The organism is Thermococcus sp. PK (assembly GCF_000430485.1).
Taxonomy (GTDB): Archaea; Methanobacteriota_B; Thermococci; order Thermococcales; family Thermococcaceae; genus Thermococcus_A; species Thermococcus_A bergensis.
The window spans coordinates 314,750-336,426 of record NZ_KE387150.1 but is presented as its reverse complement, the minus strand read 5'-3'; the positions used below and the strand labels follow the sequence as shown (position 1 = coordinate 336,426).

Genomic DNA, 21,677 nt, shown 5'->3' with positions numbered 1-21,677 from the left:
TTCTTCCTGCGCTAGGAGCAGGAGTTTTCGTGCCTGTTCAAGCGTTCTGTTAGTTTGTTGTACCTGATTTTGGGGAACAGCTTCATTTCTTCGATTAGGACTCTGTAAGCGTGCTTGTAAACTCCGTTAAAGTGCAAGTGTGCTAGTATTGCGAAGGTTATTAGGTCGTAGAGGCTGATTATTTCCCTGTGAGTGTTTTTCGGGTAGTGTTTGCTGATTATCGGATAGATTTCGGATTTTATGATCAGGATTTCCTGCTGAAAGTTCATAACAACCACCAATCAACCAAAAGACTTAAGTGCTTATAACTCTAACGATCTAATGGGAACTAGGGTTATCAAATATTGCTGTGAAGTTCACTCAAAAATTTGAGACTTTTAATAGCATCGTCGAAGGTTTTTATCTCTAAAGACATGGGAACTTTGGGTAGTTTTTTCATTACCTCTCTCCAAGGGACCGTGCCTTCTCCTAGAGCCAAATGAGAGTCTTTTGTGCCGTCATTGTCGCTTAAGTGTATGTACACTATCCTGTCTCTTAAGAGTTCAATAAATTCGTCAAAGTTTCCAGTTGTTGTGTTTAAGTGTCCCACATCAAATGTCACGCCTATGTTGGTTCCATCAACGAGTTCTGCTATCCTTTCTGGAGTTTGACCATCAAGTATCCAGAAGGAGGGCATATTCTCTAAAGCAACCTTCACACCTATCTTTTCTCCCACTCTGTCTATTTCTTCTAGAGAGCGTTTTTGGACTTTTTCGTAAGCTTTGGGAAACTTTCCACTTAGTGGGGACTTGTGTGCTGGATGAATTACCACAAGCAAGGATTCCATCCTATGTGCTACCTCCAGAGTCTCAAAGATAATGTTGAGAGAGGCTCTCCTTATTTTTTCGTTTAACGATCCTATGTTTATATCGCTGAATGGAGCGTGGATAACGCTTTTTAAACCATTGTTTTCTAAAAACTCCTTGTGCATCTTATAGTTGTACCTGTTAAGCTCGTGATACCCTTCATTGACAATTTCAACAAAATCAATGCTGAGATTCTTAATTTTGTTGAGAGCGACACTTAGGCTTTTGTCAAATAGGCACTGAGTTGATGTACCTATCACGTTTTCCTCACCAGGGAGGGATAAAAGAGAGGGTATAAAAAGCTCACTCTCGTGATTTGGGCAGGAAAGGAATAAGCCAGCCTAAAAAGCTGTCTATGCTCCTTGTTTGTATATATAATGTTCCTGTGCCATAGAATTCTGCAACAAGTCCTTCGCCGCCAAGAATTGTACTTTTTAGGCCTCCAACTCTCCTTACTTTGAAATCGAGACCTTCTGTAAAAGCCACTAAATGGCCGGTGTCTATGATAAATCTTTCGCCCCTAAGCTCCTTTTTGTATATCCCGCCAAAGCTTGAAAGGAAGACTGTTCCTTCTCCACTTAGTTTGAGCAGGAAAAGCCCCTCCCTTGAGAAAAAGGTCTTTGCGCCACCGAATTTGGTATCTATCTCTATCCCCTCAGAACTAGCTAAAAATGCTCCACTCTGGGCATATAGGGTTCCTCTCAACTCCAATGCCTCTATGTCTCCCATATACGGCGGGGCTAGGCCGATATTTCCTTTACCCCCTCTGGCTCTAAAGGTGTTTATGAATATGCTTTCTCCTCCAAGCATTGACCTTTTTAGGGCTTTAAAAACTCCGCCTGTCTTTGTTTCTATTTCTACATTTGGGCTCATATGAACCATTGCTCCGGGTTCTGCCTTAATGGCTTCCCCATCCTCCAATTCTACCTCAACCAAGCTAAAACTTGGTCTTTGAATAATCTCGTATCTCATTTATAACACCAAAAGAAATTTGGTGATTTAGGTATATAAGCCCTTTTACCTTATTTCTTTCTTGTCTATTTGACCTTTTGCGTAGGGGCAGAGATCCTGCAGGGGACACTCGTTGCATTTGGGGTTTATAGGCTTGCATATTCGTTTTCCGTGGTCAACCATTGCATGGTTCACATATATCCATAGATCCTTGGGTATTAATTGTTTGAGGTATTCCTCGACTTTCTCCGGTGAAACCTTCGGAGGAGCTAAGCCGAGCCTTTTGCTGATTCTGTTTACGTGGGTATCCACTGGAATCGTCTGCTTTCCAAACCCGTATGCTAAAACTATGTTTGCACATTTTCTCCCTATACCCGGGAGCTTCATTAGTTCTTCAATTCTGTCTGGAACTTTACCACCATATTCTTCGAGAATTATTTGAGAAGCCCTTACTATCCATTCGCCTTTCGTTTTCCAGAGGCCAACACCGTTCTTCCTCAGAAACTCTTGCATCTCTTCAATGGGTGTGTTCGCTATCGTCTCGATGTTCTTGTACTTTTTAAACAACTCCCTCCACACTTTGTAAGTCACTTCATCCCTCATCCTTTGGGAGATTATGCAGTGAATCAGCGTTTTGTAAGGATCCCCAATGAGGATTTTTTCTCTAGGATAGGTCTCTATGAGTTTTTTGACTATCTCTTGGGCACGTTTTTTCTTTTCCTCCCAGCTCTCGTTAAATGTAAATCCATCAGACTTGGATGATTGTAAGTTTGTTTTCATCATGAACCACCAATACAGTGTTTTTTGCAAGCCTAACTTCTTTAAGTTTCTCGAATTTCTGGTTAAAAATCTTGTGTCCTCTGTGGGCGTGTTTATAGTAACCTTTATTAGGGTTTTTGCTGAATTCTTTCAGGTGGTTGTCGTGATCCCCAGATGGGATCACAGACTCAAAGACCCTGAAAGCGTGGCATTCGCAATTCTTGACGTTTTAGCAGACTTCGAATCAGAAGGAAAGCTGAAGAACCTGCCAAAATCCAAAAAATTTCCAGTAAAAACAATACTGGCAATACTCCTCTTTAAACAATACTACAACCTACCCCTCAGAGACGCCCAGCACTACGGCAGAAAATTCTTCGGAGCAAACATTCACTACTCAACCCTCCACAACTGGGAGAAAAAGCTGAACCTCGAAGAACTGACAAACCACCTCCTGAAAAAACTCCAGAAATTACCCTACGCCAGCACTCAAGCAGACTCAACCATTATTACAATAAAAAAGGGCAGGATAGAAGTTCAGGCAATAACGAGAATCCTGCCGGGTTTACTGTATCCGGTTGCTGTGAAGATCACAACTTCTGAGAACGAGCTGATTGAACTCCTGCCGGGGGTTCTGGGAATTTTTATGCTGATGGGGCTTATGATTCAAAGGGTAGTAAGAAGAGAGACAGAGTGTTTTCTGAAGAAGAGTACAGGCGTAGGAATCCTCATGAGGGGTTCTGGGGTGCGTTTACAACGTGGTTTTGGCAGTAGGATCCCCTGTTTTCTGAAAAAGACTACTGTAACCCGAATCCTGCTTGGGGTAATGTGTTATGGTCTGAAAATCCTCCTCAGAGTCAAATACTGTTTAAATAACAGGGGGTGAAACTAAACACGCCCCTGTTTTGTGAAAAAGCTTTAAAGAGAAACCTCAAATATCACCCGAGGTGAAAGCAATGGAAAACCCATTTGAAATTACTGGAATAGTTGCTAGGGAAATTCTCGACTCAAGAGGAAACCCAACAGTTGAGGTTGATGTATACACCCCGGTTGCGATGGGAAGGGCGGCAGTGCCAAGCGGTGCCTCAACGGGAATCCACGAGGCCCTAGAGCTTAGAGACGGTGGGAAGAGATACCACGGAAAAGGTGTTAAGAGGGCCGTTGAGAACGTTAACAAGATAATCGCTCCTGAACTTCTTGGAATGGATGTCACACTTCAGAGAGACATAGATATGCTCATGGTTGAGCTCGATGGCACGGAGAACAAGAGCAACCTCGGTGCTAACGCTATTCTTGGTGTTTCCCTTGCTGTTGCAAAAGCTGCCGCTAACACCCTTGGAATGCCTCTCTACAGATACCTTGGCGGAGCAAACGCTTACGTTCTGCCTGTTCCAATGAGCAACGTTATCAACGGAGGCGCACATGCGGGCAACGATTTGGACTTCCAGGAGTTCATGATTATGCCCGTCGGTGCAAAGAGCTTTAGGGAAGCCATTCAAATGGTAAGCGAGACCTACCACACATTAAAGAAGATTCTCATAGAGAAGTACGGTAAGCTGGCAGTTAACGTCGGTGATGAAGGCGGTTTTGCACCGCCGATGAAAGAAGTAACCGAGCCATTGGATGCCCTTGTAAAGGCTATTGAAGAGAGCGGTTACAAAGTCGGAGATGAAATTGCCTTTGCCCTTGATGTGGCATCAAGCGAGTTCTACGAGGAAGAGAAGAACGTTTATGTCGTTGGGGGTAGGGAATACACGAGAGAAGAGCTCATCGACCTCTACAAGGATCTCATCTCCACCTATCCAATACTGTCAATTGAAGACCCGGTGCAGGAGGAAGACTTTGAGGGCTTTGCAATGGTCACAAAGGAGCTTGGAAAGAAAGTCCAGCTCGTTGGAGATGACATCTTCGTTACAAACGTCAAGAGGCTTAAGAAGGGCATCGAGATGGGCGCTGGAAACGCTCTGCTCCTCAAGGTAAACCAGATTGGAACACTCAGCGAAGCTATTGATGCCGCTTACCTTGCCTTTAGAGCGGGCTATGGAGTTGTTGTGTCCCACCGCTCCGGCGAAACGGAAGATTCAACGATTGCCGACATAGCCGTTGCCCTCAATGCAGGCCAGATTAAAACCGGTGCTCCAGCAAGGAGTGATAGAAATGCCAAGTACAACCAGCTCCTTAGAATTGAGGAAGAGCTTGAGGGAGTTGCATACTACCCGGGCAAGAAGTTTAGAAACCCATTGCTTTGATCCTTTTCTTTCTTAAAATTTTGTGAGGGTTATTCCTTGACTTCTTAAGGAATATTAAACTTTTTGTTTTTAACTAAAAGTTGTAGAAAAAAAAAATAAACAATAACGTTAATTTTACTTTGGTGGTTACTATGAAAGCAAGAAACCACCCTAAACAATTAAGAAAATTTAGTTGTGTGTTGAATACTAAGGGACTTCATGCGGGAGAACACCAATATATAGGAATCTCAGTCTACCATAAGGAGTTTGTAAAAGGTATAAAGAAACCCTTTACAAACTCCGCCTTCTGATTTTAAATTTTTATACCAAGGAAATGGAGGTGGGCAAAATGGTGTACGTATCTCTTCTTAGACCGTTGCGCCTTCACGAGTATAAAGGGAATTATTACTTTGTCGATCCTAGATATCATGAGGACTATTATTATGGAGACTTCGTTTTCAAGGAAGTTCTAATGAGAGTCTCAAAAGATAAATTAACAGTTGACGAAGTGTGTGAAAAAGTTTCTAACGACTTGGGGATACCCCAAGAAAAGGTTGCTGAAACATTATTAGAAATGTACAACTTGGGGATAATCACTTTTAGCAAGAGGTATGAAAGTAAGCCTGTAAAAATTTATCCGTTTAGCATGTGCACCAGGGCGCTTCTAACTTTGACATATAGGTGCAACTTCAAGTGCAAACATTGCCTCCAAGGAGATAACAGATGGAACTCTCGTAAAGAACTACCAACTGAGAAATGGACAGATATTATTGATCAGCTCTCTGAGTATGGTGTGAGCTATCTATTTTTTACAGGAGGAGAGCCTTTCTTAAGAAAGGATGCTCTTCAACTAATTCAGTATGCAGGGGAATATGCATTCCCTCTACGTGTTTATACAAACGCCACTCTTTTAACTCCGGAGATTATTAAAAAATTGTCTGAGATTGACAATCTTGTTGTTCAGGTTTCACTACATGGTATCAGCGAACAAGATGTTGATCCGTTTGTTGGCGTTCCGGGAGCCTATAGGAAAATTATTGCCTCAATTAAGGAATTAACTAATAGTGGCATCACTGTGGCTGTAGCCAGCTCTTTGAGAGGACATTTAATAGAAAGAATGGAAGATTTTGTCGACCTTTTGTTAAATTTGGGTGTTTCTATGTGGATCCCAACATTGATAATGCCTGTTGGATGCGGATTTGCAAATTGGACTTACTTTCGACCAAATACTGAAGAAATTCGAAAGTTCATTGAGGAGTCACTGCGATTAATGTCTATTTACAATAAAGAAAATTCAGAATTTCGTATTACGGGTTCATTTAACATAGAGTTACTTCAGGACAGCAAAGAGTTCGAACAATTCTCATTTCATTGTGTCCCCTATATTGCATATATAAACATCGAACCTGATGGGACAATTACTCCATGTGACAGGATGACAGAGTGGAAATTAGGATCTTTGAGAGAAAAATCACTAGAAGAGATTTTATCTTCCTCAGAACGCATGTACAAAGACTGGGAGAATATATACAAAAAGTTGGCATCTTTGGGTATCCTGCAAAAATGTAGATCTTGCAGATATTATGCTCTTTGTGGCGGTGTTTGTCCGGGAATAGGCTTTAGGAGCTATGAATTAGGAGAGGAATACCCCGATCCAATAGTATGCAGAGTATTTAATGAGGCTTTGGATGTAATCTTGAAGTATTCAAGTTTGCCCGTGAAAAAGAAAATACTTAAATCAATCGGGGGGAAGTTATGAGAATTATTTCAGTTTCAGATTTATGGAAGAGGTTTAACAGTGAATGGGTACTCAAGGGGATAAGCTTTGAAGTTAAACGTGAAATATTTGGGTTTATTGGGCCTAACGGTGCTGGGAAAACGACCACTATCAGAATAGTTCTTGGTATCTTAAATGCAAACAGGGGCTCTGTTAAAATTTTTGGAAAAAAACCAAGTGAACTTTCAGTAGAAGAACGAAGAAGAATTGGCTATGTTCAACAGAGAATTAGCTTTGAACCTTATATATCAGTATTTGAAAATATTTGGCTTTATGGATATTTAAAAGGATTAAGCAAAGATGAAGCAAAAGAAAGAGCATTAAAGCTTATTAATGAATTTGATTTAGAACCAAACAAAAAGGCTGTTGAATTATCAATTGGACAAAGAAGGAGACTTCAAATAGCTAGAGAATTGGTATGTAAGCCCGATTTATTGTTTCTTGATGAACCCACAATAGGTTTGGATGTAGAATCGAAGCATAAGCTTCTTAATATTTTAAGGGAGCTAGAGATACCTATATTTTTTACTACCCACAACCTATGGGAAGCGGAGAAACTATGTGACAGGGTTGCAATTATACATCAAGGACAAATACTAACAATTGCATCTCCGAAGTCTCTAATTAGAGAAACTCAGTCAGAAAACTTAGAAGAGGCGTATCTTAAGGTGATTAAAAATGAAACGCTTAATATATCGAAATATAAGAACAACTTATGATCTAAGACCCCATCTGTTTTTTAGTTTACTCCTCCCGACCCTCATTTATATCTTTATAGTTTCACTTGCATACAACAAGATTGTAAAGCCTATACCAATGTATGGCAGATATTTAAGCTATTCTACTTTTTTTATACCTGCTGCTATCTTGATAAACACTCTGCAGTTTTCGGTATTGTGTGGATCGATGCTCTGGACAGATAAATACAATGGAATGTTAGAGCAAATTTTAAGCTTTTCTTCTAGAAGGGAGTATTTTCTCTCAAGAGTACTTTCAATTGTTATAATTTCTTCATCAACTGCCATAGTATTGGGACTAATTTCAATTCCAATAATAATAGAGGAGATAACCTTTTCTTATATTACTCCATTTTTGTTTCTTTATTCTGTGGTTATGACTTCAATGATATTTTCATCTTTATCTTTCTGTGTCAGTACAGTTGTGAAAACACCAGACAAGCTAACTATGTTTAATAGAATAATAACAACCCCAATAATAGCTGTTAGCGGTATATTTTATCCTCCAGAATACCTCCCTCCACTTGTTTCAGAAATTGCGAAATTTAATCCACTAACATATGCAGCAGAATTGATGCGGGCATCTTTCTTGGGAGTGCAAATAAATGTTGTTTGGCACATGTTATTGCTTACATTTTTTGCATTGATTACAATGGGGGTCGCATATACCTTGTTCCGAGGAATGGACGTGAGGTGAATCTTTGAGCTGTTATGCAGAACTAAAAATTAGAGAAAAGCTCAAGGCTTTCTCACGACTATCAGCGCATGGTCTTTCTCGTATGGCTCCAGGGAGATTCTCTCCACAACCTCAAAATATTCGCTGAGTTCCTTCTCGACTTCTTTGAACACTTCTTCGGGCTCTTTTGTCACGTCAATACTTCTGCTCTTGACGGAGATCATACCATAGCCGCCGCTCTTGAGGTAGGCTTTTGCGTTGTCTATGAGTATCTTGGCCTGCGTTGGCTGTGCAACGTCTTCAAAGATCACATCTACTTTTGTCACCAGAGCTCTGTATTCTTCAGGCTTTGTTGCATCGCCCAAAATGGGTATTATGTTTCTTCTCTCCTCTACAAGGGGAACTAGCTCTCTAAGGACTCTTGGCGAGAACTCTATACCGAAGATTTTCCCTTCCCATCCAACGATGTCACTTACGTGTGAAGCTGTCGTACCGCTTGCTATTCCAAGGTACAGCACGGTGCTCCCGGGCTTTATTGGGAAATTCTTAAGACCATTAAGGATTGCAGCGCCAAGCTTTGACCTGTTTGGGTTCCATATTCTGTATTCCTCTCCTTCCCACTTGATAACCCTCTCCCCGTAAACCTTCTGACCGGGCACTAGGTTTTTGGTCGCTATCTTCTCGCTCCCGTCATCGTCGATGACGATGTAAACGCCAGGGAATTTGTGCTTTTTAACGTTCATCTATTTCACCTCCTCCTACCCTTCTCTTTGTGTTTCTTTTTCTTTTCTTTCTCTTTTCCTTTGAATTTCTTCCCCTTTTCCTTCTTTTTGAATCTTTTTTCTTTTTTCTTCTTCTCTTTCTTGGGCTTCTCCTTGCGTTTTGGCGGGTTGGGGTACTTCTCCTTGATTTCCTTGATTCTGGCTTCAATCTCCTTCTTAAGCTCCTCAGCTATGTACTCTCCTGAGAAGTAGTCAACTCTGGCAGCTATTGCCAATTTGCCAGCTAAAGCTCTTGCAATTTTACCTCTCTGCCACCATGGGGACTTGTTGATTGCTGGGTACTGATAGATCACACCGTGCTTTGGTGGCTTTGCACCGCTCCGCAGGTGTCTGAATAGTGCCTTCTCTGCACCGAGAACTTGAATTGTTGAGGCAGGCATCATTGCGAGCTCTTTTAATCCTCCAGCCAGGCTTATCAGCCTTGCGGCAAGCTTTGCACCAACCAGGGCTTTTAAGTTTGGAGCAACGTCATCCATTGCCCTCTCGATGTAGTCCTCTATTTCGTTTCTCAGCTTGTAAAGATCATCAATTTCTCTCGCTAAGTCCTGGATAACTCTGAGATCCTTTTCGTCCATCCATGCTCCCATTGTCTTCTCCTTTGCTTCGAGGATTTTCGCTATTTTCTCTTCGCTAAGTCCAAGGGATTCCAACTTCTCCTTTGTTATGTTCTCTCTGTGCCCGACATTCTTGACAAAACTCACGTACTGCGGGTGTTTGGGTAAAAGCTCATCAAGCTCGGGGAAGTGGAGGGAATACCACTCTCTCAGTCTGGAAACGAGGAGGTTTACGACCTTGTCAATATCATCTAGAGCTTCTATTGCCTGAATTATCATTTTGTCTCTTGCACCGCTCTGCTCCTGTATCCTGAGTCTGGTTAGGGCTACTCCTACTGTGAAGTATCTTTCGAACCATTCTTGCCCCAGGAACTCCTCTGGGTTTTCCCTGAGTTTCTCTCCGGCTAAGTTGGGAAATTCAAATTCAGACTCGAAGCCGAGCTCTCTCACACGTCTGCTGAGCTCAGGGTGTTCGAACACAAAACTTGAGTACCCTTTTTCCTTCAATTCACCTAGGAGAATGGTAAGATCTTCGGTAACATCTCCCTTTAGGAGCTTGTCAAGTGCAACTTCTGGCCTCTCCGTGAAGATTCTTTTCCCCACTAGGTTGCCGTTCTCATCAAAGGCGTAGATACCCTGCACATTTTCGCTTATGTATGCTTTCATGAGCATCACCTTTTTTATTCTTTGCTGAAGAAGTATAAAAGAGTTGAGTTTTTAAACATATTCCGTGACGTGGCTTTATCGCTCATTGTCGAAAAAATATTACACATTTACCGAAAGGCTTTTATAATGTACGTCTTTAACCTTTGAGAGAACGATTTAAAGATAATCTCTTAAAAAGGTGGTGCCCAATGAGGAAACTGCTGAAGCCAGTAAAGGATGTGGGAATTGTTGGTTATGGTGCCTATGTGCCTATGTATAGAATTAAAAACGAGGAAATTGGAAGGGTTTGGGGAGTGAATGGGTTTCCCATTCAGGAAAAGTCCGTTAATAATTTGGATGAAGATGCAATAACAATAGGAATTGAGGCCGCAAGAAATGCTCTTAAAAGAGCTCAAATCGATCCGAGAGAAATTAGGGCTTTGTGGTTTGGAACCGAATCCAAGCCCTATGCTGTCAAACCTTCTGCAACCGTAATTGCTGAGGCAATTGGGGCAACTCCGGATTTAGATGCCGCGGATTTTGAATTCGCATGTAAAGCCGGAACTGAAGCCTTGCAAGCAGCCATCGGTTTTGTTGGGAGCGGAATGGCGAAGTATGCCATGGCCATCGGTGCCGATACAGCTCAAGGAAGGCCAGGCGACCATTTAGAGTTTACTGCATCCGCCGGAGGAGCCGCTTATATCGTTGGTGAGAAAAGCTCTGAGACGGTTGCCTATTTTGAGGGAAGCTATTCCTACGTAACCGATACTCCAGATTTCTGGAGAAGACAGCACGAGCACTATCCAAGGCACGGAAACAGGTTTACTGGAGAGCCAGCTTACTTCCATCATGTAATAAGTGCCGCAAAAGGTTTAATGGAAGAGCTGGGCTACTCTCCGAGTGATTTTGATTACGCCGTCTTCCACCAGCCAAACGTTAAGTTCCCACTCACAGCTGCGAAGATTCTCGGAATCCCCAAAGAAAAAGTCCTCCCGGGACTGCTGAGCGGAATAATAGGAAACACCTACAGCGGTGCTACATTAGTTGGCATTTCAGCGGTTTTGGACATAGCGAAGCCGGGAGATAGAATTCTTTGGGTAAGCTTTGGAAGTGGGGCCGGAAGCGATGCATTCAGCTTAGTGGTGCAGGATGCAATTGAAGAAAAGAGAGACCTAGCGCCAAAGACCATGGATTACGTAAACAGGAAGAAGTACATTGATTATGCCCTCTACGCAAAGCACAGAGGTAAGTACATCATGTGAGGTGGTTAAAATGAGAAAGCCGGTTATCATTGGTGTGGGATTGACTCCGGTTGGAGAGCACTGGAAGCTGAGCCTTAGAGATTTAGCCGTTGAGGCTTTGCTCAATGCCATGGAAGATGCGGGTGTTGATAAGGTGGATTCACTTTATGTTGGCAACATGGCCTCTGGTTCATTCGTTGAACAGGAAAACCTTGGGGCATTAATAGCGGACTGGGCCGGTCTTGGAAATATTCCAGCCGTTAAAATTGAAGCCGCATGTGCAAGCGGTGGAGCCGCGGTTCAGGAAGGAGTAAAAGCAGTTATGAGCGGTCTTGAAGACGTCGTTGCAGTTGTAGGCGTTGAGAAGATGACCGACGCCTGGCCAAGTGACGCAACAAGGTACCTTGCCTACGCTGCAGATGCAGAGTGGGAGCTTTTCCATGGTGTGAGCTTTGTAGCGCTAAATGCACTTGCCATGAGGCTCTACATGAAGGAATACGGTTATACTGAAGAGGATTTAGCTCTCTTTGCAGTTAACGCTCACGCAAACGGTGCCAAGAACCCATACGCTATGTTCAAGAAGCCAATAACGGTTGAAACCGTTATGAAGAGCCCATATGTAGCTGACCCGCTGAAGCTCTTTGACGCCTCACCAATAGCCGACGGTGCTGCGGCTGTCATAATAACCACCGAAGAGAAGGCCAAAGAATTCGTGGACAAGGCGAAGATGGTTGAAGTTGCGGGAATGGGAAGAGCAGTGGATACCATAAACCTTGCAAACAGAAAAGATTTCCTGTTCTTAAAAGCTGCTCATGTAGCCGCTCAAAAGGCATACAAGATGGCGGGTGTTGAGGTTAAAGACATAGACTTCTTTGAGGTTCACGATGCCTTTACCGTAATGGCCGCCTTAAGCCTGGAGTCAATTGGCGCTGCGGAAAGAGGAAAGGGTGCAATGCTTGCAAAAGAAGGGCAGATAGCGATTGATGGAGATTACCCAATTCAAACACTCGGTGGACTAAAAGCGAGGGGACACCCTGTAGGGGCTACGGGAGTTTATCAAACCGTAGAAGCAGTATGGCAGCTTAGAGGAGAAGCTCCAAACCAAGTGCCAGATGCAGAGATTGGGTTAACTCAAAACATAGGTGGAACCGGCTCTAACATAACCGTAACCATATTGAGGAGGGTTTGAAGATGGGGAGACCAATGCAGGTTGCCCGTTATTGGAGGCACTTTAAAGAGAAATACCGCCTCATCGGGGGCAAATGTAAGAGCTGCGGTCACGTTCACTTCCCTAAGAGGCCTGTTTGCCCGGAATGTGGAAGCCAAGAGGTAGAGGAGTTCCAGTTCAGCGGAAAGGGCAAAGTGGTAAGCTGGACTATAGTGAGAAACCCGCCAAGCGGTTACGAGTACTACAAGCCGTATCCCATAGCCCTAATTCAGCTCGAAGAGGGGCCGGTGATTTTGGCCCAGCTCACAGATGTTGACCCAGAAGAAATCGACTTTGGCATGGAAGTAGAGATGGTCACGAGAAAGGTTAGGGAGTTCGAAGAGGACGGAATAATCCTCTACGGCTACAAGTTCAGGCCTCCGATAAAATGACTACTTTTTTCTTCTTTTAGGTCTTTTACCATTCTTATCCATATGCCGCTCTTTCCAGCTATTTTGAAGCCGAGCTTTTTGTAGAATTCAATTGCTTTGGTGTTCTTTTCTCCGACCCACAGCTCTATTCTGTCGTTGTATTTGCTCAGATACTCCAGACACTTTTCCATGAGCTTTTTGCCAACGCTTTTTCCCTGGTAGCCCTTGTCAATTACAAACTCGTGTATGGCCCCTACCACCCTGTCCTCGTATCTGCTGTGCCAGTCGTTGTCGCATACTATAAACCCAACTATCCTATCACCATCTTTTGCCACAAAGAAGCCATCGCTGGCTTTGTTCCAGCACCACCGGAGGTACCTTTTAGCGTAGCTCTCTCCCTCTCCGCCGTATTCCCTCAAGCCCTCGTAGCCCCTCATGTAAATTCCTACAAGGGTCTCGAGTGTTTCTTGGTCCATTTTCTTTAGTTTCTCCACTTTGATTTCATCCGCCATATTTATCGGTGTTATGTTATCAGATGGGTTTATAAAATCTAATCCTAAAACTCAGAGTAGAGAGCGCTGAAGGTGATCTTAATGGCAAAAGCCAAACCGAGGATTTGTGAAGTCTGTGGGGCAGAGATTAGAGGACAAGGTCACACGGTGAAAATAGAGGGTGCAGAGCTGTTAGTTTGCAGCAGGTGCTATCAAAAGTATGGCAAGAAAAAGCCTGGAACGTGGAGTCCAATGCCCACCGGAAGGCAACCGAGGAGGACCTACGAGCCAAAGCCTAGACCGAAGCCAGCTCCGAGAACGCAGAAGCCCCTTTATACAGAGGATATCGTTGAGGACTATGCAGAGAGGGTAAGAGAGGCGATTCAAAAAAGTGGTTTGAGCTATGAAGAGCTTTCCCACAAAGTGGGTCTTTCAACAAACCTCCTTAAGAGAATAGTCCACGGGGAGTACATGCCGACCATAGAGGAGGCAAAGAAGCTCGAAAGATACTTTAAGATAACCCTCATTGAGAGGGTAGAGAAAAGCGTGCAGGAGAAAGTTGCGATTCCAAAGGATTACGAGCCGACCCTTGGGGACGTCGCAAACATAAAAATCAGGAAGAAGAAAAAGAAGTGATTATTCCTCGCTCTCTTCTCCATTTCTAGGTCTTTTGGGAGGATAAAACCCCTTCAGCACTTCAAAAGTTCCCCACATTTTGAGGAGTTCCTTATGAACGGGTGAATCCGGCGGGATAACTATTATGTGTGCCGGGGGGTGAATTTCCCTTAATCTCCCTATTGCTTTTGCGGGAGGTAGGTCTATCTGCGCTATAACATGGGCGCGGTACTTCTTCTTGGGCTTCTCTCCAACGATTTTTTCAAACGCCCAGTCAGAGAGAGCTGGGGGTATGATTCTTGGTTTTCCCCTTATCTCCATTCCTCCATATCTAACGAGGTCTGCCAGTGCTACTAGGGCTTTGTCAAAGCTGTCTGTCCTTATCAAAACCATCGTGTTTAGCATATTCTCACCGAGAAGAGGTAAGCCGGAGGGTATTTAAAGAATGTGGTGAGGCGGAAAATTTATAAGCACAACCCAAGGAGATATGAGTGATCGCTCGGGCGGGCCCGTGGTCTAGACTGGTTATGACGTCGCCCTCACACGGCGAAGGTCCGGGGTTCGAATCCCCGCGGGCCCACCATAACAGCCCTTACCTGCGTAAGCGCTGGCGGAATGTTGAGTGCTTTTCTAAGGATTTACAATAAATGAACGGGGTTTCTTGTTTACATGCTCTTTTATGAGGGTTTCACTCGGGAAAGCGTCCTGTAGACGCTAAAATTGGATTGAAACCTGATTGAAAGTGCGTATTTAGGAAGTAAACCCCTCCAAAAGTGCTTTTGAGCAGTGCACAACTGGTTTTTGCCTGTTATTAAGAAGGGAACTCTTTTGGTCAAACTTTTCCAAAAGTTTGCTTGCCTGCGCGAAGTTTAATCAAAGCTTGTCTTCTCGAAATCGCTATTCTGGGAAGTTTTCGGTTTGTTTCAAAAGTTCGTGAGACAGTTTAGCTTCGGTTATAACTTATAACTAAGAAGTTATAACTCATAACTGGAAATCGGGAACTATAAGAGGACAACCTCTAATAAAGGATACTGTAACTGCAAAAGAATCTTCCGGGAATAGTTCATACCCAAAAACATTATAACTTCTTTCAGGTTATTCTCTAGTGGTTAAGATCATTATCTACAGTCCGGTGTTGAAGATGGAATACGTCATAGAAACCAAAGACCTCACGAAGTTTTTCGGAAAGAGAAACATAGTTTATCATCTCGACCTTAAAGTCCCTAAAGGGGTTGTCTATGGCTTTTTGGGGCCGAACGGGGCCGGTAAGACCACCACAATCAAAATGCTCACGGCAGCTTTGAGACCCACCTATGGGGAGATTAGAATATTTGGCATGAAGATGCCCCAGAAGAGAGTTGAAATAATGAAAAACGTTGGCTATATGCCCGAGGTTCCGATAGCCTATGAAGACATGACGATTTTTGACTTTCTGACTTATATGGGCAGGCTCTCCGGCTTAAAAAAGGAGGAAGCGAGAGAGCAGGCGAAGGAGCTCATGAAGTACGTTGGCGTTGGAAGGTTAGCACTGAACAAGATAAAGGAGCTCTCCTCGGGACAGAAACAGAGGGTTGCTTTTGCTTCGGCTCTAATCGGTGACCCGGAGCTTCTAATCCTTGATGAGCCCACCGCAAACCTTGACCCCCTCGGGAGAATAGAATTCATAGGAAAAATTCTCTCCCTTGCTAAAGAGGGGAAGACTATTTTCGTGAGCTCGCACATAGTGAGCGAAGTTGAGAAGATGTGCAACTACGTGGGCTTAATTAACCAAGGGCGTTTGATAGCCCAGGGGAAGATAAGCGAGCTTACTGAGATAGAGGAGAACGATTACGATGTTTCTACCTCAGACAACAGGGCGGCAATTGAGTTCCTAAGAGAAAAGCCATACGTTAGGGAAGTGTGGGAGGAGGAAAATATAATCAGAGTTAAAGTAGACCCGAGGTTTCTTGACGAGTTTTTCCTGCAGTTTCCGAAGTATCTTACCTCTCGGGGCATTCGCCTAAAGCTCTTCAAGCCCCACACAAGCCCGCTTGAGAGAATCCTCATGGAAAAGTTCAGCATAGGTGAGGAAAGTGATTAGCGTTCTGTACCAAAACGAGGTCTACAGGCTTTTGAAGTCGAGACGGCTTAAGGTGATGCTTGTCCTAATGCTCCTTCCAGTAATAGTTTACTTTTTCACCCATGAAGAGATAACTGAATACAGCGCAAAAGCCCTGGAGATTTCATTCCAGATAAACATTTCTCAGTTTTTAATAAACTTCTGGGCAAGTGTGATCGGGCAACTCGTCGTTATAATCGTCATGAGTGATTTGCTCGCGAGTGAGATTGACAAAGGCACAATAAGACTTCTCCTCGCGAAACCGATAAGAAAAAGCGAGATAGTCCTAGGCAAGTTTCTTTCCGGAATTACTGCCGTGCTCGTTATTTTTGGTATTCCATACTTTGTGATGCAGGTTTACATGGTTCTCCTCTACAAGTCCGGCTTCGAAGGGTTTATGGCGACTTTCGACGACTTCCTGTTCGCCCTTGGGGTTACGGTCATCATCCTCGGAAGCCTTGGGGCAGTTTCGATGCTCCTCTCGGTTGTCCTTTCGAGACCCCTTTATGCATCTCTCGCAAGCTTTGGATTGGTTTTTACTGCTCAATTCATACTCCCACAGCTGCCCTTCTTTGACAATCCAGAGCGCTTTAACCTGAGCTATCAGATAGGGGTTTTACTAAAGAGGGGCTTTACGCTTCACACCGGACTGGACACCTATAAGGGAGACCCATCCATGAGTGCTCTGTTTTTCCTCAGCGTTATCCTGTTGAGCCTCATATTTACGCTTTTAGGACTGTACAGAAAGGAGTTTGAGGGATGAGCCATGAAGAAAATTTTACCGTTTTTCATACTTCTCCTCTTTGCTGGGAACGCTCTTGCCCTATCTGTCGAGCTTGGGATAGATGAGGTTTTGATAGTTGATGACACCATCGTAACCTTTGATGTAGCTCAAAACAATCCGAATCTGGTTTTTCTATTGTTAGAGAGTGAAAACACGAGCCTAATCAAAGGGCTGCACTTCGGCGAGAGTGTTTTCTTTGAAGGGGTAAACTACACCGTTGGAAGCCTTGATATGAATACACTTACCCTTAAGCTCCATCTAAGTGGCAACTACTCCGGCGTTGAGGTTCTAAAAAAGAGGGACTTCAGTGTATCCCTCGTGGAGACCTTTGATGCCTATGTAAGGGTAAAGGTGGAGAACACAGGGTATTATGAGATCAACGACACCCTGGTGATTCTTGCTCAGGGAGTGGAGATAGAGGAGCGGCCTATTGTCCTTAAGCCCGGGGAAGGCCTGACTTTGAAGGTTTCTCCCCCCTATACTCAGCTAACCTTCATGCTGAAGGAGGCCAAGCTATCAAAAACCATAACTGTCACTTCTACTGAAGAACTTGTAACGATTGAGCGCATCTGGAAGGATAAAAAGCTTCAAGTCCTTCTGAGAAACCATGGGGATCCCGTTAACGTCACCGTTAAGCTTCTGGTTAGCGGGATGACCTTAGACAAGAAGGAGGTTTACCTTAACTCAAAGGGAGAGCGGGAAGTAGTCTTTGAGACCGACGCTGTTCAGGGCACGGTTCTTGTTGACTATGGCGTAATAAAGCAGGAGAGCTTCTACTTCGAAATGCCAAGGATATCTCTTACGAGGATTGAGAAGGAAAAGGACATGTTGAAGATATGGCTGAGAAACGACGGAAAGACAGCGTTTTCGGGAAGGGTGTCTATTTACCAGAACTCTGTCATTGTGGGGGAGCCCTATTTTGCCGACGTCACGATAATACCCGACGAAGAGGTTTCTCTTGAGTTTAAAGTTCCGGAAGAAGCGCAGATTTTAACCGTTGGAGTTATGTCACCTTCTTACTCCGCAACTTTTCCCATCTCATTAAGGGCAGAGCTGAGCGCGAAAGCTGTTAACTCTTACGCAAAGGGCATACTTGGGAGAAGCGTGAGCTATGTGATAAGCCTCACCGGCAGTGGGAAGGCAAGCTTTGGCGTTGAGGGGTTGCCGGACTCTATAAAGGCCTACTTCTACTATGGGGACACTCAGGTTAAGGAGCTCGACGTGGTTCAAAATGCTCAGGTAACGTTAGTTTTAAAGCTCCCAAACCTGCCGCAGGGCTTTATGCTCAACGAGCCGATTGACTTCAATGTAACGGTTAACGAAATCAAGATTCCTCTAAAGCTAGAAGTCGGGGGAATAGGTATACTGCCGGTTTATGGAGACAACTGGCTTGCAAAGGTCAACTACACAAGCGAGCATCACCATGTGGGCCTGCCTTATAGAGTAGGAGCTGACCTCCTCCCCGCCCTGAAGGGCGAGGGTTCCAACGAGTTAACCCCTCGCCATTGGCAGGGAGGTTTGAGGGGTTTCATTTAGACCCAAGTTAAAGCGGGTCTTCGACCCCTCGGGGAGGGTCTTCCCCCCGTTACCCCTCCTCTGAGCATAAAGGCCGCCCAGATTCGGGGTTATCTTTTCCACAGCCTTCTTTAAAATGTTGAAAGCACCAATCAAATCCGCGTTAAAGTCAAGCCCCGTCGCGGGACACTTAAACAAACCACGAACAAAGCGGGCCCCCTCGTGGGGCTTCCCGCAAACGGGGCAGGTTTTTGAGGTGAAAGCCTCATTAACAACCTGAACAACGATGCCATATTCCTCAGCCACTTCCTTGAGCCTTTGAATCACAGTATTGAACCGCCAGACGTGGGAGAGGAGGAAGTTCTGCCTCTTGCCTTTCTCAGAGTTTCTGGCAATCCCCTTCGGGTAACCTACAACAATCCTCGAAACTCCGAGGTGGTAGAGCTTTTCAACGGTCTGTCTTACTGCCGTGTTGATGTAATGCTTTGCTTGAAGTTTAGCCTTCCCGTGCATTCTTTTGAGTTTTCTACTTCTCTTCGCTCCCGACCTGTTAAGTTTTGACTGATAATCCGCAATCCTCTTCCGCCAGTAAAAGGCTATTGATTTTAATGGCCTGCCGTTCACGAGGAAGCTTTCACCGTTCTCAACGTAGACCGCCATTAGATTGTTCACTCCCAAATCAATTCCCGCTGAAAGGTCGCCCAATGGTTTCCTTGGAACTTCAATCCACTCGCCTCCAATTAGTTTCTCCTCGACGGTAATGCTGATGTGGGCATACCATTTCCGCTTAACGGTATCGTAGGTTATTTCCAGCCTTCCTTGTTTGCCTTTGAGGTGTATTTTCCCCTTAAACTGGACTTCGAGGCGTTTGAACTTGCCGAGGCCTTTGAGAATTAACCTGTTGCCCTCAATCTTGTATTGGTCGTTCCTGAGTACGATTAAAGGTTTTCTTTTCCCATCGTCTTTCAAGTAGTTCGGTGGCTTCGGCTTCAACCACTCGGGCAGTTCTCCGTTCCGCTTATTCCTTAAGAGTGAGAAGAAGCTCCTCCAGCTTTCAGCATTCTTCCTGCAAATTTGCTGGACTGTTGCGGAGCCGATTTCCTTTTTGAATTCTTCATAGACGATTTTCTCCGTCCTGTTGAAGTCCACTGGTTTACCCTCGAAGAATTCCTGCCTGCGAAGGTAGTTTATCTGGTTCCAAACTTTAGCCCCAATGTCAGCTAACTCGAAGAGAATTCTCTCGGTTTCTTTTGAGGGCTGGAGTTTGAGCGTTACGCTCCTCTTCGTTTCAACTCACGCTCCCATTGGGTTTCAACGTAGTGCTTCACAATCTCGTCCGTTATGTAGCCGACTGAGGCGACGAAATAGGAGCGAGACCATAACCTACCGTGTGTCGTCTTGCTCCTCAGTTCTGGAAACTCTTGGAGGAGTTTTCTGGCGGTTTTGCCTTTCAAGTGGTTCACTATTTGGGCTGGCGAGAGGTTGGGCTTTGCCTGAAGGAAGACGTGAACGTGGTCGGGCATTACTTCGAGGGCAATAACCTCGCACCCGATTTCTTCCGAGTATTCTTTGAACATTTCTTTGAGTCTCTCGACGACTTTTCCGGTGAGAATGTCTCTCCGGTATTTTGGTATCCAGACGAAATGGTAGGTTATGAAGTGTTTTGCGTGTCTTGTTCTTTTGATTCTTGGTGATTCGGGTTTCATTGTGAACCCCTTAATGTATGGTCTGCATTATTGCTTAAATGCTTTTCGCTTTCCTGTTTGAGGGCTGTTGGGTAGTTTACTGCATCCCCGCCCTAAAGGGCGAGGCTTTCAGAAGAAAAAGTAAAAGGGGGCGGAGTAAAGCCGGAAGAAGTCGTGGGGATGGAAAAGCTGAAGAGGGAAGCGGGGAAGGTTGAGGTTATCCACCTCGAAACGGCATCCTGGCTCGGCGCCCAGCTGGTTGCCCTCAAGGACTCCCTGAACGCGAGGCTCAGGGGAGGCGTCCCGGCCGCGGAACTCCGCTACCTGAGGGACAAGCTCCTCGCGAGGAAGCACGCCCTGGACAAAGTCCTTGAGCTTGTGGAGACGGAGTGGATGAGTGGCAACGTTGCCCAGCTGGATGAGGCCAGCATAGACCCTAAGGTTCTCTCCTACATGAGGGAGCAGGTTCTTGAGGCGCTTGAGTACGTGGGGAAGCTCTCGGAGTGGGTAAAGGAGGGAGAGCTCGACCCCACGACGCCTGGATGGTGCTTGTGGCCGAGAGAGACCTTCTGGACAGGGTTCAAGAGGGGATTGAGAAAATACTTAGCAGTCCGGAATATCTGCTGGAGAATAACAACGCCTCCAGCGTTGAGGAGATGTACCTCGTGAGGACGGAGCCCCTGGAGGAACTCTACTCAAAGCTGAAGCCCCACCTCGAAACGGTGGTGGTGAGAGTTAGGAAACAACGCTGGGCGGCAATGTGATGCCCTTCTCGTCCGTTCTCCCAATATGGGAAAGCCCGATTAGGTACCTCGACCTCTTAGATACTTTTTTTGCTCCTCTCCCTAGAGTTGATAGAGCTTGAGAAAAGAGTAGAGAAACTTCACCTTTATAAACCCCTTTTCTTATTTCCAACCATGAGCCACTACTACTCTGAGGAGCCTAATGTCCCGCTGAAAACAAAAACCATAGAGGTATGCCTTAGGGGTTACTGCTTTAAGTTTATAACTGCCAGCGGAGTGTTCTCGTTTGGCAAGCTTGATAGGGGGACGGAGCTGCTCATAGAGAGCATGATACTTAATGAAAACTGGCGCGTTCTGGATTTAGGCTGTGGTTATGGGGCAATAGGCATAGTAGCATCCCGCTTTGTAGATTATGTGGTAATGACCGACATAAACAAGAGGGCTGTGAGCATAGCAAAGAAAAACTTAAAAATCAACAACGTTAAGAATGCCGAGGTGAGATGGGGCAATCTCTATGAACCTGTGAGGGGGGAGATGTTCCACAGCATAATAACGAATCCCCCTGTGCATGCTGGGAAGGATGTGTTGAGGGAAATAGTTATAAATGCACCCCATTATCTCTACGATGAAGGAGTGCTTCAAATTGTCATTCGCACTAACCAAGGCGCAAAGTATATTAAGGGACTCATGGAGGAGAACTTCAAAGAAGTAAAAGAAATCGCGAAGGGCTCAGGCTTTAGGGTGTATGCCGGGATCGCCTAGCCTGGGATGGCGCGGGCCTTGAGAGCCCGTGGGCGTTTGCCCGCCGGGGTTCAAATCCCCGTCCCGGCGCCAAAATCCTCGTTGAAGGATTAACTTGTGGAGGTGTGCTTATAATGGCTGACTTTAGACATATCGTGCGTGTAGCGAACGTTGATATAGACGGACACAAACAACTTAGATGGGCCCTCACCGGAATTAGGGGCATAGGAATAAA

24 protein-coding genes, 2 tRNA genes and 2 pseudogenes are annotated in these 21,677 nt (G+C 44.8%); 17 read left to right on the top strand and 11 right to left on the bottom strand.

Annotated elements, in window-relative coordinates; translation table 11 throughout:
* The 5 genes and pseudogenes from THEPK_RS09975 to THEPK_RS13745 all read right to left on the bottom strand — a co-directional run.
* Window positions 1–278 (bottom strand): annotated as a pseudogene (locus THEPK_RS09975) (IS982 family transposase); the annotation flags it as partial.
* 59 nt (window positions 279–337) lie between these two features.
* Window positions 338–1,105: a sugar phosphate isomerase/epimerase family protein gene (locus tag THEPK_RS09970; RefSeq protein ID WP_042701450.1), complete on the bottom strand. Its 768-nt coding sequence runs from the start codon at window positions 1,103–1,105 to the stop codon at window positions 338–340.
* A gap of 43 nt (window positions 1,106–1,148) precedes the next feature.
* Window positions 1,149–1,817 carry a TIGR00266 family protein gene (locus THEPK_RS09965; RefSeq protein WP_042701448.1) on the bottom strand — a complete coding sequence of 223 codons (669 nt, stop codon included), beginning with the start codon at window positions 1,815–1,817 and terminating at the stop codon, window positions 1,149–1,151.
* A 45-nt stretch (window positions 1,818–1,862) separates the two neighbouring features.
* A complete protein-coding gene (locus tag THEPK_RS09960) occupies window positions 1,863–2,576 on the bottom strand; it encodes an endonuclease III domain-containing protein (RefSeq protein ID WP_042701445.1) in 714 nt (237 codons plus the stop codon).
* Window positions 2,545–2,739 (bottom strand): DUF6849 domain-containing protein, encoded by a 195-nt coding sequence (locus THEPK_RS13745; RefSeq protein WP_342764011.1) that lies wholly within the window; start codon window positions 2,737–2,739, stop codon window positions 2,545–2,547. The genes THEPK_RS09960 and THEPK_RS13745 overlap by 32 nt, the downstream gene beginning before the upstream one ends.
* Here THEPK_RS13745 and THEPK_RS09955 point away from each other — a divergent pair.
* From THEPK_RS09955 to THEPK_RS09935, 5 genes are all read left to right on the top strand, one after another.
* Window positions 2,665–3,438, top strand: coding sequence for a hypothetical protein (locus tag THEPK_RS09955; RefSeq protein ID WP_156882185.1), 774 nt, complete (start codon window positions 2,665–2,667; stop codon window positions 3,436–3,438). The genes THEPK_RS13745 and THEPK_RS09955 overlap by 75 nt on opposite strands.
* Before the next feature lie 70 nt (window positions 3,439–3,508).
* Entirely contained in the window at window positions 3,509–4,801 is a 1,293-nt protein-coding gene (eno, locus tag THEPK_RS09950; RefSeq protein ID WP_042701442.1) for a phosphopyruvate hydratase, read from the top strand.
* Window positions 4,802–5,129: 328 nt separating this feature from the next.
* Entirely contained in the window at window positions 5,130–6,539 is a 1,410-nt protein-coding gene (locus THEPK_RS09945; RefSeq protein ID WP_042701437.1) for a radical SAM/SPASM domain-containing protein, read from the top strand.
* Complete coding sequence (locus THEPK_RS09940) at window positions 6,536–7,276, top strand: ABC transporter ATP-binding protein (protein WP_042701435.1); 741 nt, start codon at window positions 6,536–6,538, stop codon at window positions 7,274–7,276. The genes THEPK_RS09945 and THEPK_RS09940 overlap by 4 nt, the downstream gene beginning before the upstream one ends.
* Window positions 7,236–7,991 carry an ABC transporter permease gene (locus tag THEPK_RS09935; protein WP_042701432.1) on the top strand — a complete coding sequence of 252 codons (756 nt, stop codon included), beginning with the start codon at window positions 7,236–7,238 and terminating at the stop codon, window positions 7,989–7,991. Before THEPK_RS09940 ends, THEPK_RS09935 begins: the two co-directional genes overlap by 41 nt.
* 41 nt (window positions 7,992–8,032) lie before the next feature.
* Here THEPK_RS09935 and THEPK_RS09930 read toward each other — a convergent pair whose 3' ends face one another.
* Both THEPK_RS09930 and THEPK_RS09925 read right to left on the bottom strand, forming a co-directional pair.
* The gene (locus tag THEPK_RS09930; RefSeq protein ID WP_042701429.1) at window positions 8,033–8,713 is read right to left on the bottom strand and encodes a fibrillarin-like rRNA/tRNA 2'-O-methyltransferase; all 681 of its coding nucleotides are present in this window, start codon (window positions 8,711–8,713) and stop codon (window positions 8,033–8,035) included.
* A gap of 5 nt (window positions 8,714–8,718) precedes the next feature.
* Window positions 8,719–9,972, bottom strand: a complete 1,254-nt coding sequence (locus tag THEPK_RS09925; RefSeq protein ID WP_042701426.1) for a hypothetical protein — start codon at window positions 9,970–9,972, stop codon at window positions 8,719–8,721.
* Between the two features lie 188 nt (window positions 9,973–10,160).
* On the opposite strand from THEPK_RS09925, the gene THEPK_RS09920 reads away from it, so the two are divergent.
* Genes THEPK_RS09920 through THEPK_RS09910 form a run of 3 tightly spaced genes read left to right on the top strand, consistent with a single transcriptional unit; the run spans window position 10,161 to window position 12,791 of the window.
* Entirely contained in the window at window positions 10,161–11,213 is a 1,053-nt protein-coding gene (locus THEPK_RS09920) for a hydroxymethylglutaryl-CoA synthase (RefSeq protein WP_042701423.1), read from the top strand.
* Between the two features lie 10 nt (window positions 11,214–11,223).
* Window positions 11,224–12,381, top strand: a complete 1,158-nt coding sequence (locus tag THEPK_RS09915) for a thiolase domain-containing protein (RefSeq protein ID WP_042701420.1) — start codon at window positions 11,224–11,226, stop codon at window positions 12,379–12,381.
* 2 nt (window positions 12,382–12,383) lie between these two features.
* A complete protein-coding gene (locus THEPK_RS09910; RefSeq protein WP_042701417.1) occupies window positions 12,384–12,791 on the top strand; it encodes a Zn-ribbon domain-containing OB-fold protein in 408 nt (135 codons plus the stop codon).
* On the opposite strand, the gene THEPK_RS09905 is transcribed toward THEPK_RS09910, so the two are convergent.
* The gene (locus tag THEPK_RS09905) at window positions 12,764–13,282 is read right to left on the bottom strand and encodes a GNAT family N-acetyltransferase (protein ID WP_042701414.1); all 519 of its coding nucleotides are present in this window, start codon (window positions 13,280–13,282) and stop codon (window positions 12,764–12,766) included. The two genes, THEPK_RS09910 and THEPK_RS09905, sit on opposite strands and share 28 nt — an antisense overlap.
* A gap of 81 nt (window positions 13,283–13,363) precedes the next feature.
* On the opposite strand from THEPK_RS09905, the gene THEPK_RS09900 reads away from it, so the two are divergent.
* The gene (locus tag THEPK_RS09900) at window positions 13,364–13,897 is read left to right on the top strand and encodes a multiprotein bridging factor aMBF1 (RefSeq protein ID WP_042701411.1); all 534 of its coding nucleotides are present in this window, start codon (window positions 13,364–13,366) and stop codon (window positions 13,895–13,897) included.
* Here THEPK_RS09900 and THEPK_RS09895 read toward each other — a convergent pair whose 3' ends face one another.
* A complete protein-coding gene (locus THEPK_RS09895) occupies window positions 13,898–14,281 on the bottom strand; it encodes a DUF356 domain-containing protein (protein ID WP_042701409.1) in 384 nt (127 codons plus the stop codon).
* 100 nt (window positions 14,282–14,381) lie between these two features.
* Here THEPK_RS09895 and THEPK_RS09890 point away from each other — a divergent pair.
* The 4 genes from THEPK_RS09890 (at window position 14,382) to THEPK_RS09875 (ending at window position 18,294) form a co-directional block, all read left to right on the top strand.
* Window positions 14,382–14,459: transfer RNA gene (locus tag THEPK_RS09890), tRNA-Val, on the top strand.
* 558 nt (window positions 14,460–15,017) lie between these two features.
* Window positions 15,018–15,956 (top strand): ABC transporter ATP-binding protein, encoded by a 939-nt coding sequence (locus THEPK_RS09885; RefSeq protein ID WP_042701406.1) that lies wholly within the window; start codon window positions 15,018–15,020, stop codon window positions 15,954–15,956.
* Window positions 15,949–16,737: an ABC transporter permease gene (locus tag THEPK_RS09880; RefSeq protein WP_042701403.1), complete on the top strand. Its 789-nt coding sequence runs from the start codon at window positions 15,949–15,951 to the stop codon at window positions 16,735–16,737. The genes THEPK_RS09885 and THEPK_RS09880 overlap by 8 nt, the downstream gene beginning before the upstream one ends.
* A gap of 3 nt (window positions 16,738–16,740) precedes the next feature.
* The gene (locus THEPK_RS09875) at window positions 16,741–18,294 is read left to right on the top strand and encodes a hypothetical protein (protein ID WP_232194580.1); all 1,554 of its coding nucleotides are present in this window, start codon (window positions 16,741–16,743) and stop codon (window positions 18,292–18,294) included.
* Here THEPK_RS09875 and THEPK_RS09870 read toward each other — a convergent pair.
* Complete coding sequence (locus tag THEPK_RS09870; protein WP_052315877.1) at window positions 18,250–19,509, bottom strand: RNA-guided endonuclease InsQ/TnpB family protein; 1,260 nt, start codon at window positions 19,507–19,509, stop codon at window positions 18,250–18,252. The two genes, THEPK_RS09875 and THEPK_RS09870, sit on opposite strands and share 45 nt — an antisense overlap.
* 35 nt (window positions 19,510–19,544) lie before the next feature.
* On the bottom strand, window positions 19,545–19,979 hold the full coding sequence (gene tnpA, locus THEPK_RS09865; protein ID WP_042699144.1) for an IS200/IS605 family transposase: 435 nt from the start codon (window positions 19,977–19,979) through the stop codon (window positions 19,545–19,547).
* A 159-nt stretch (window positions 19,980–20,138) separates the two neighbouring features.
* Between tnpA and THEPK_RS09860 the strand changes: the two genes are divergently transcribed.
* The 4 genes and pseudogenes from THEPK_RS09860 to rps13p form a co-directional block, all read left to right on the top strand.
* Window positions 20,139–20,627 carry a hypothetical protein gene (locus THEPK_RS09860; RefSeq protein ID WP_042701397.1) on the top strand — a complete coding sequence of 163 codons (489 nt, stop codon included), beginning with the start codon at window positions 20,139–20,141 and terminating at the stop codon, window positions 20,625–20,627.
* Between the two features lie 248 nt (window positions 20,628–20,875).
* Window positions 20,876–21,463, top strand: coding sequence for a class I SAM-dependent methyltransferase (locus tag THEPK_RS12735; RefSeq protein ID WP_083965098.1), 588 nt, complete (start codon window positions 20,876–20,878; stop codon window positions 21,461–21,463).
* A tRNA-Ser gene (locus THEPK_RS09855) sits at window positions 21,449–21,535 on the top strand. Before THEPK_RS12735 ends, THEPK_RS09855 begins: the two co-directional genes overlap by 15 nt.
* A gap of 41 nt (window positions 21,536–21,576) precedes the next feature.
* Window positions 21,577–21,677, top strand: a pseudogene (rps13p, locus tag THEPK_RS13200) (30S ribosomal protein S13); the annotation flags it as partial.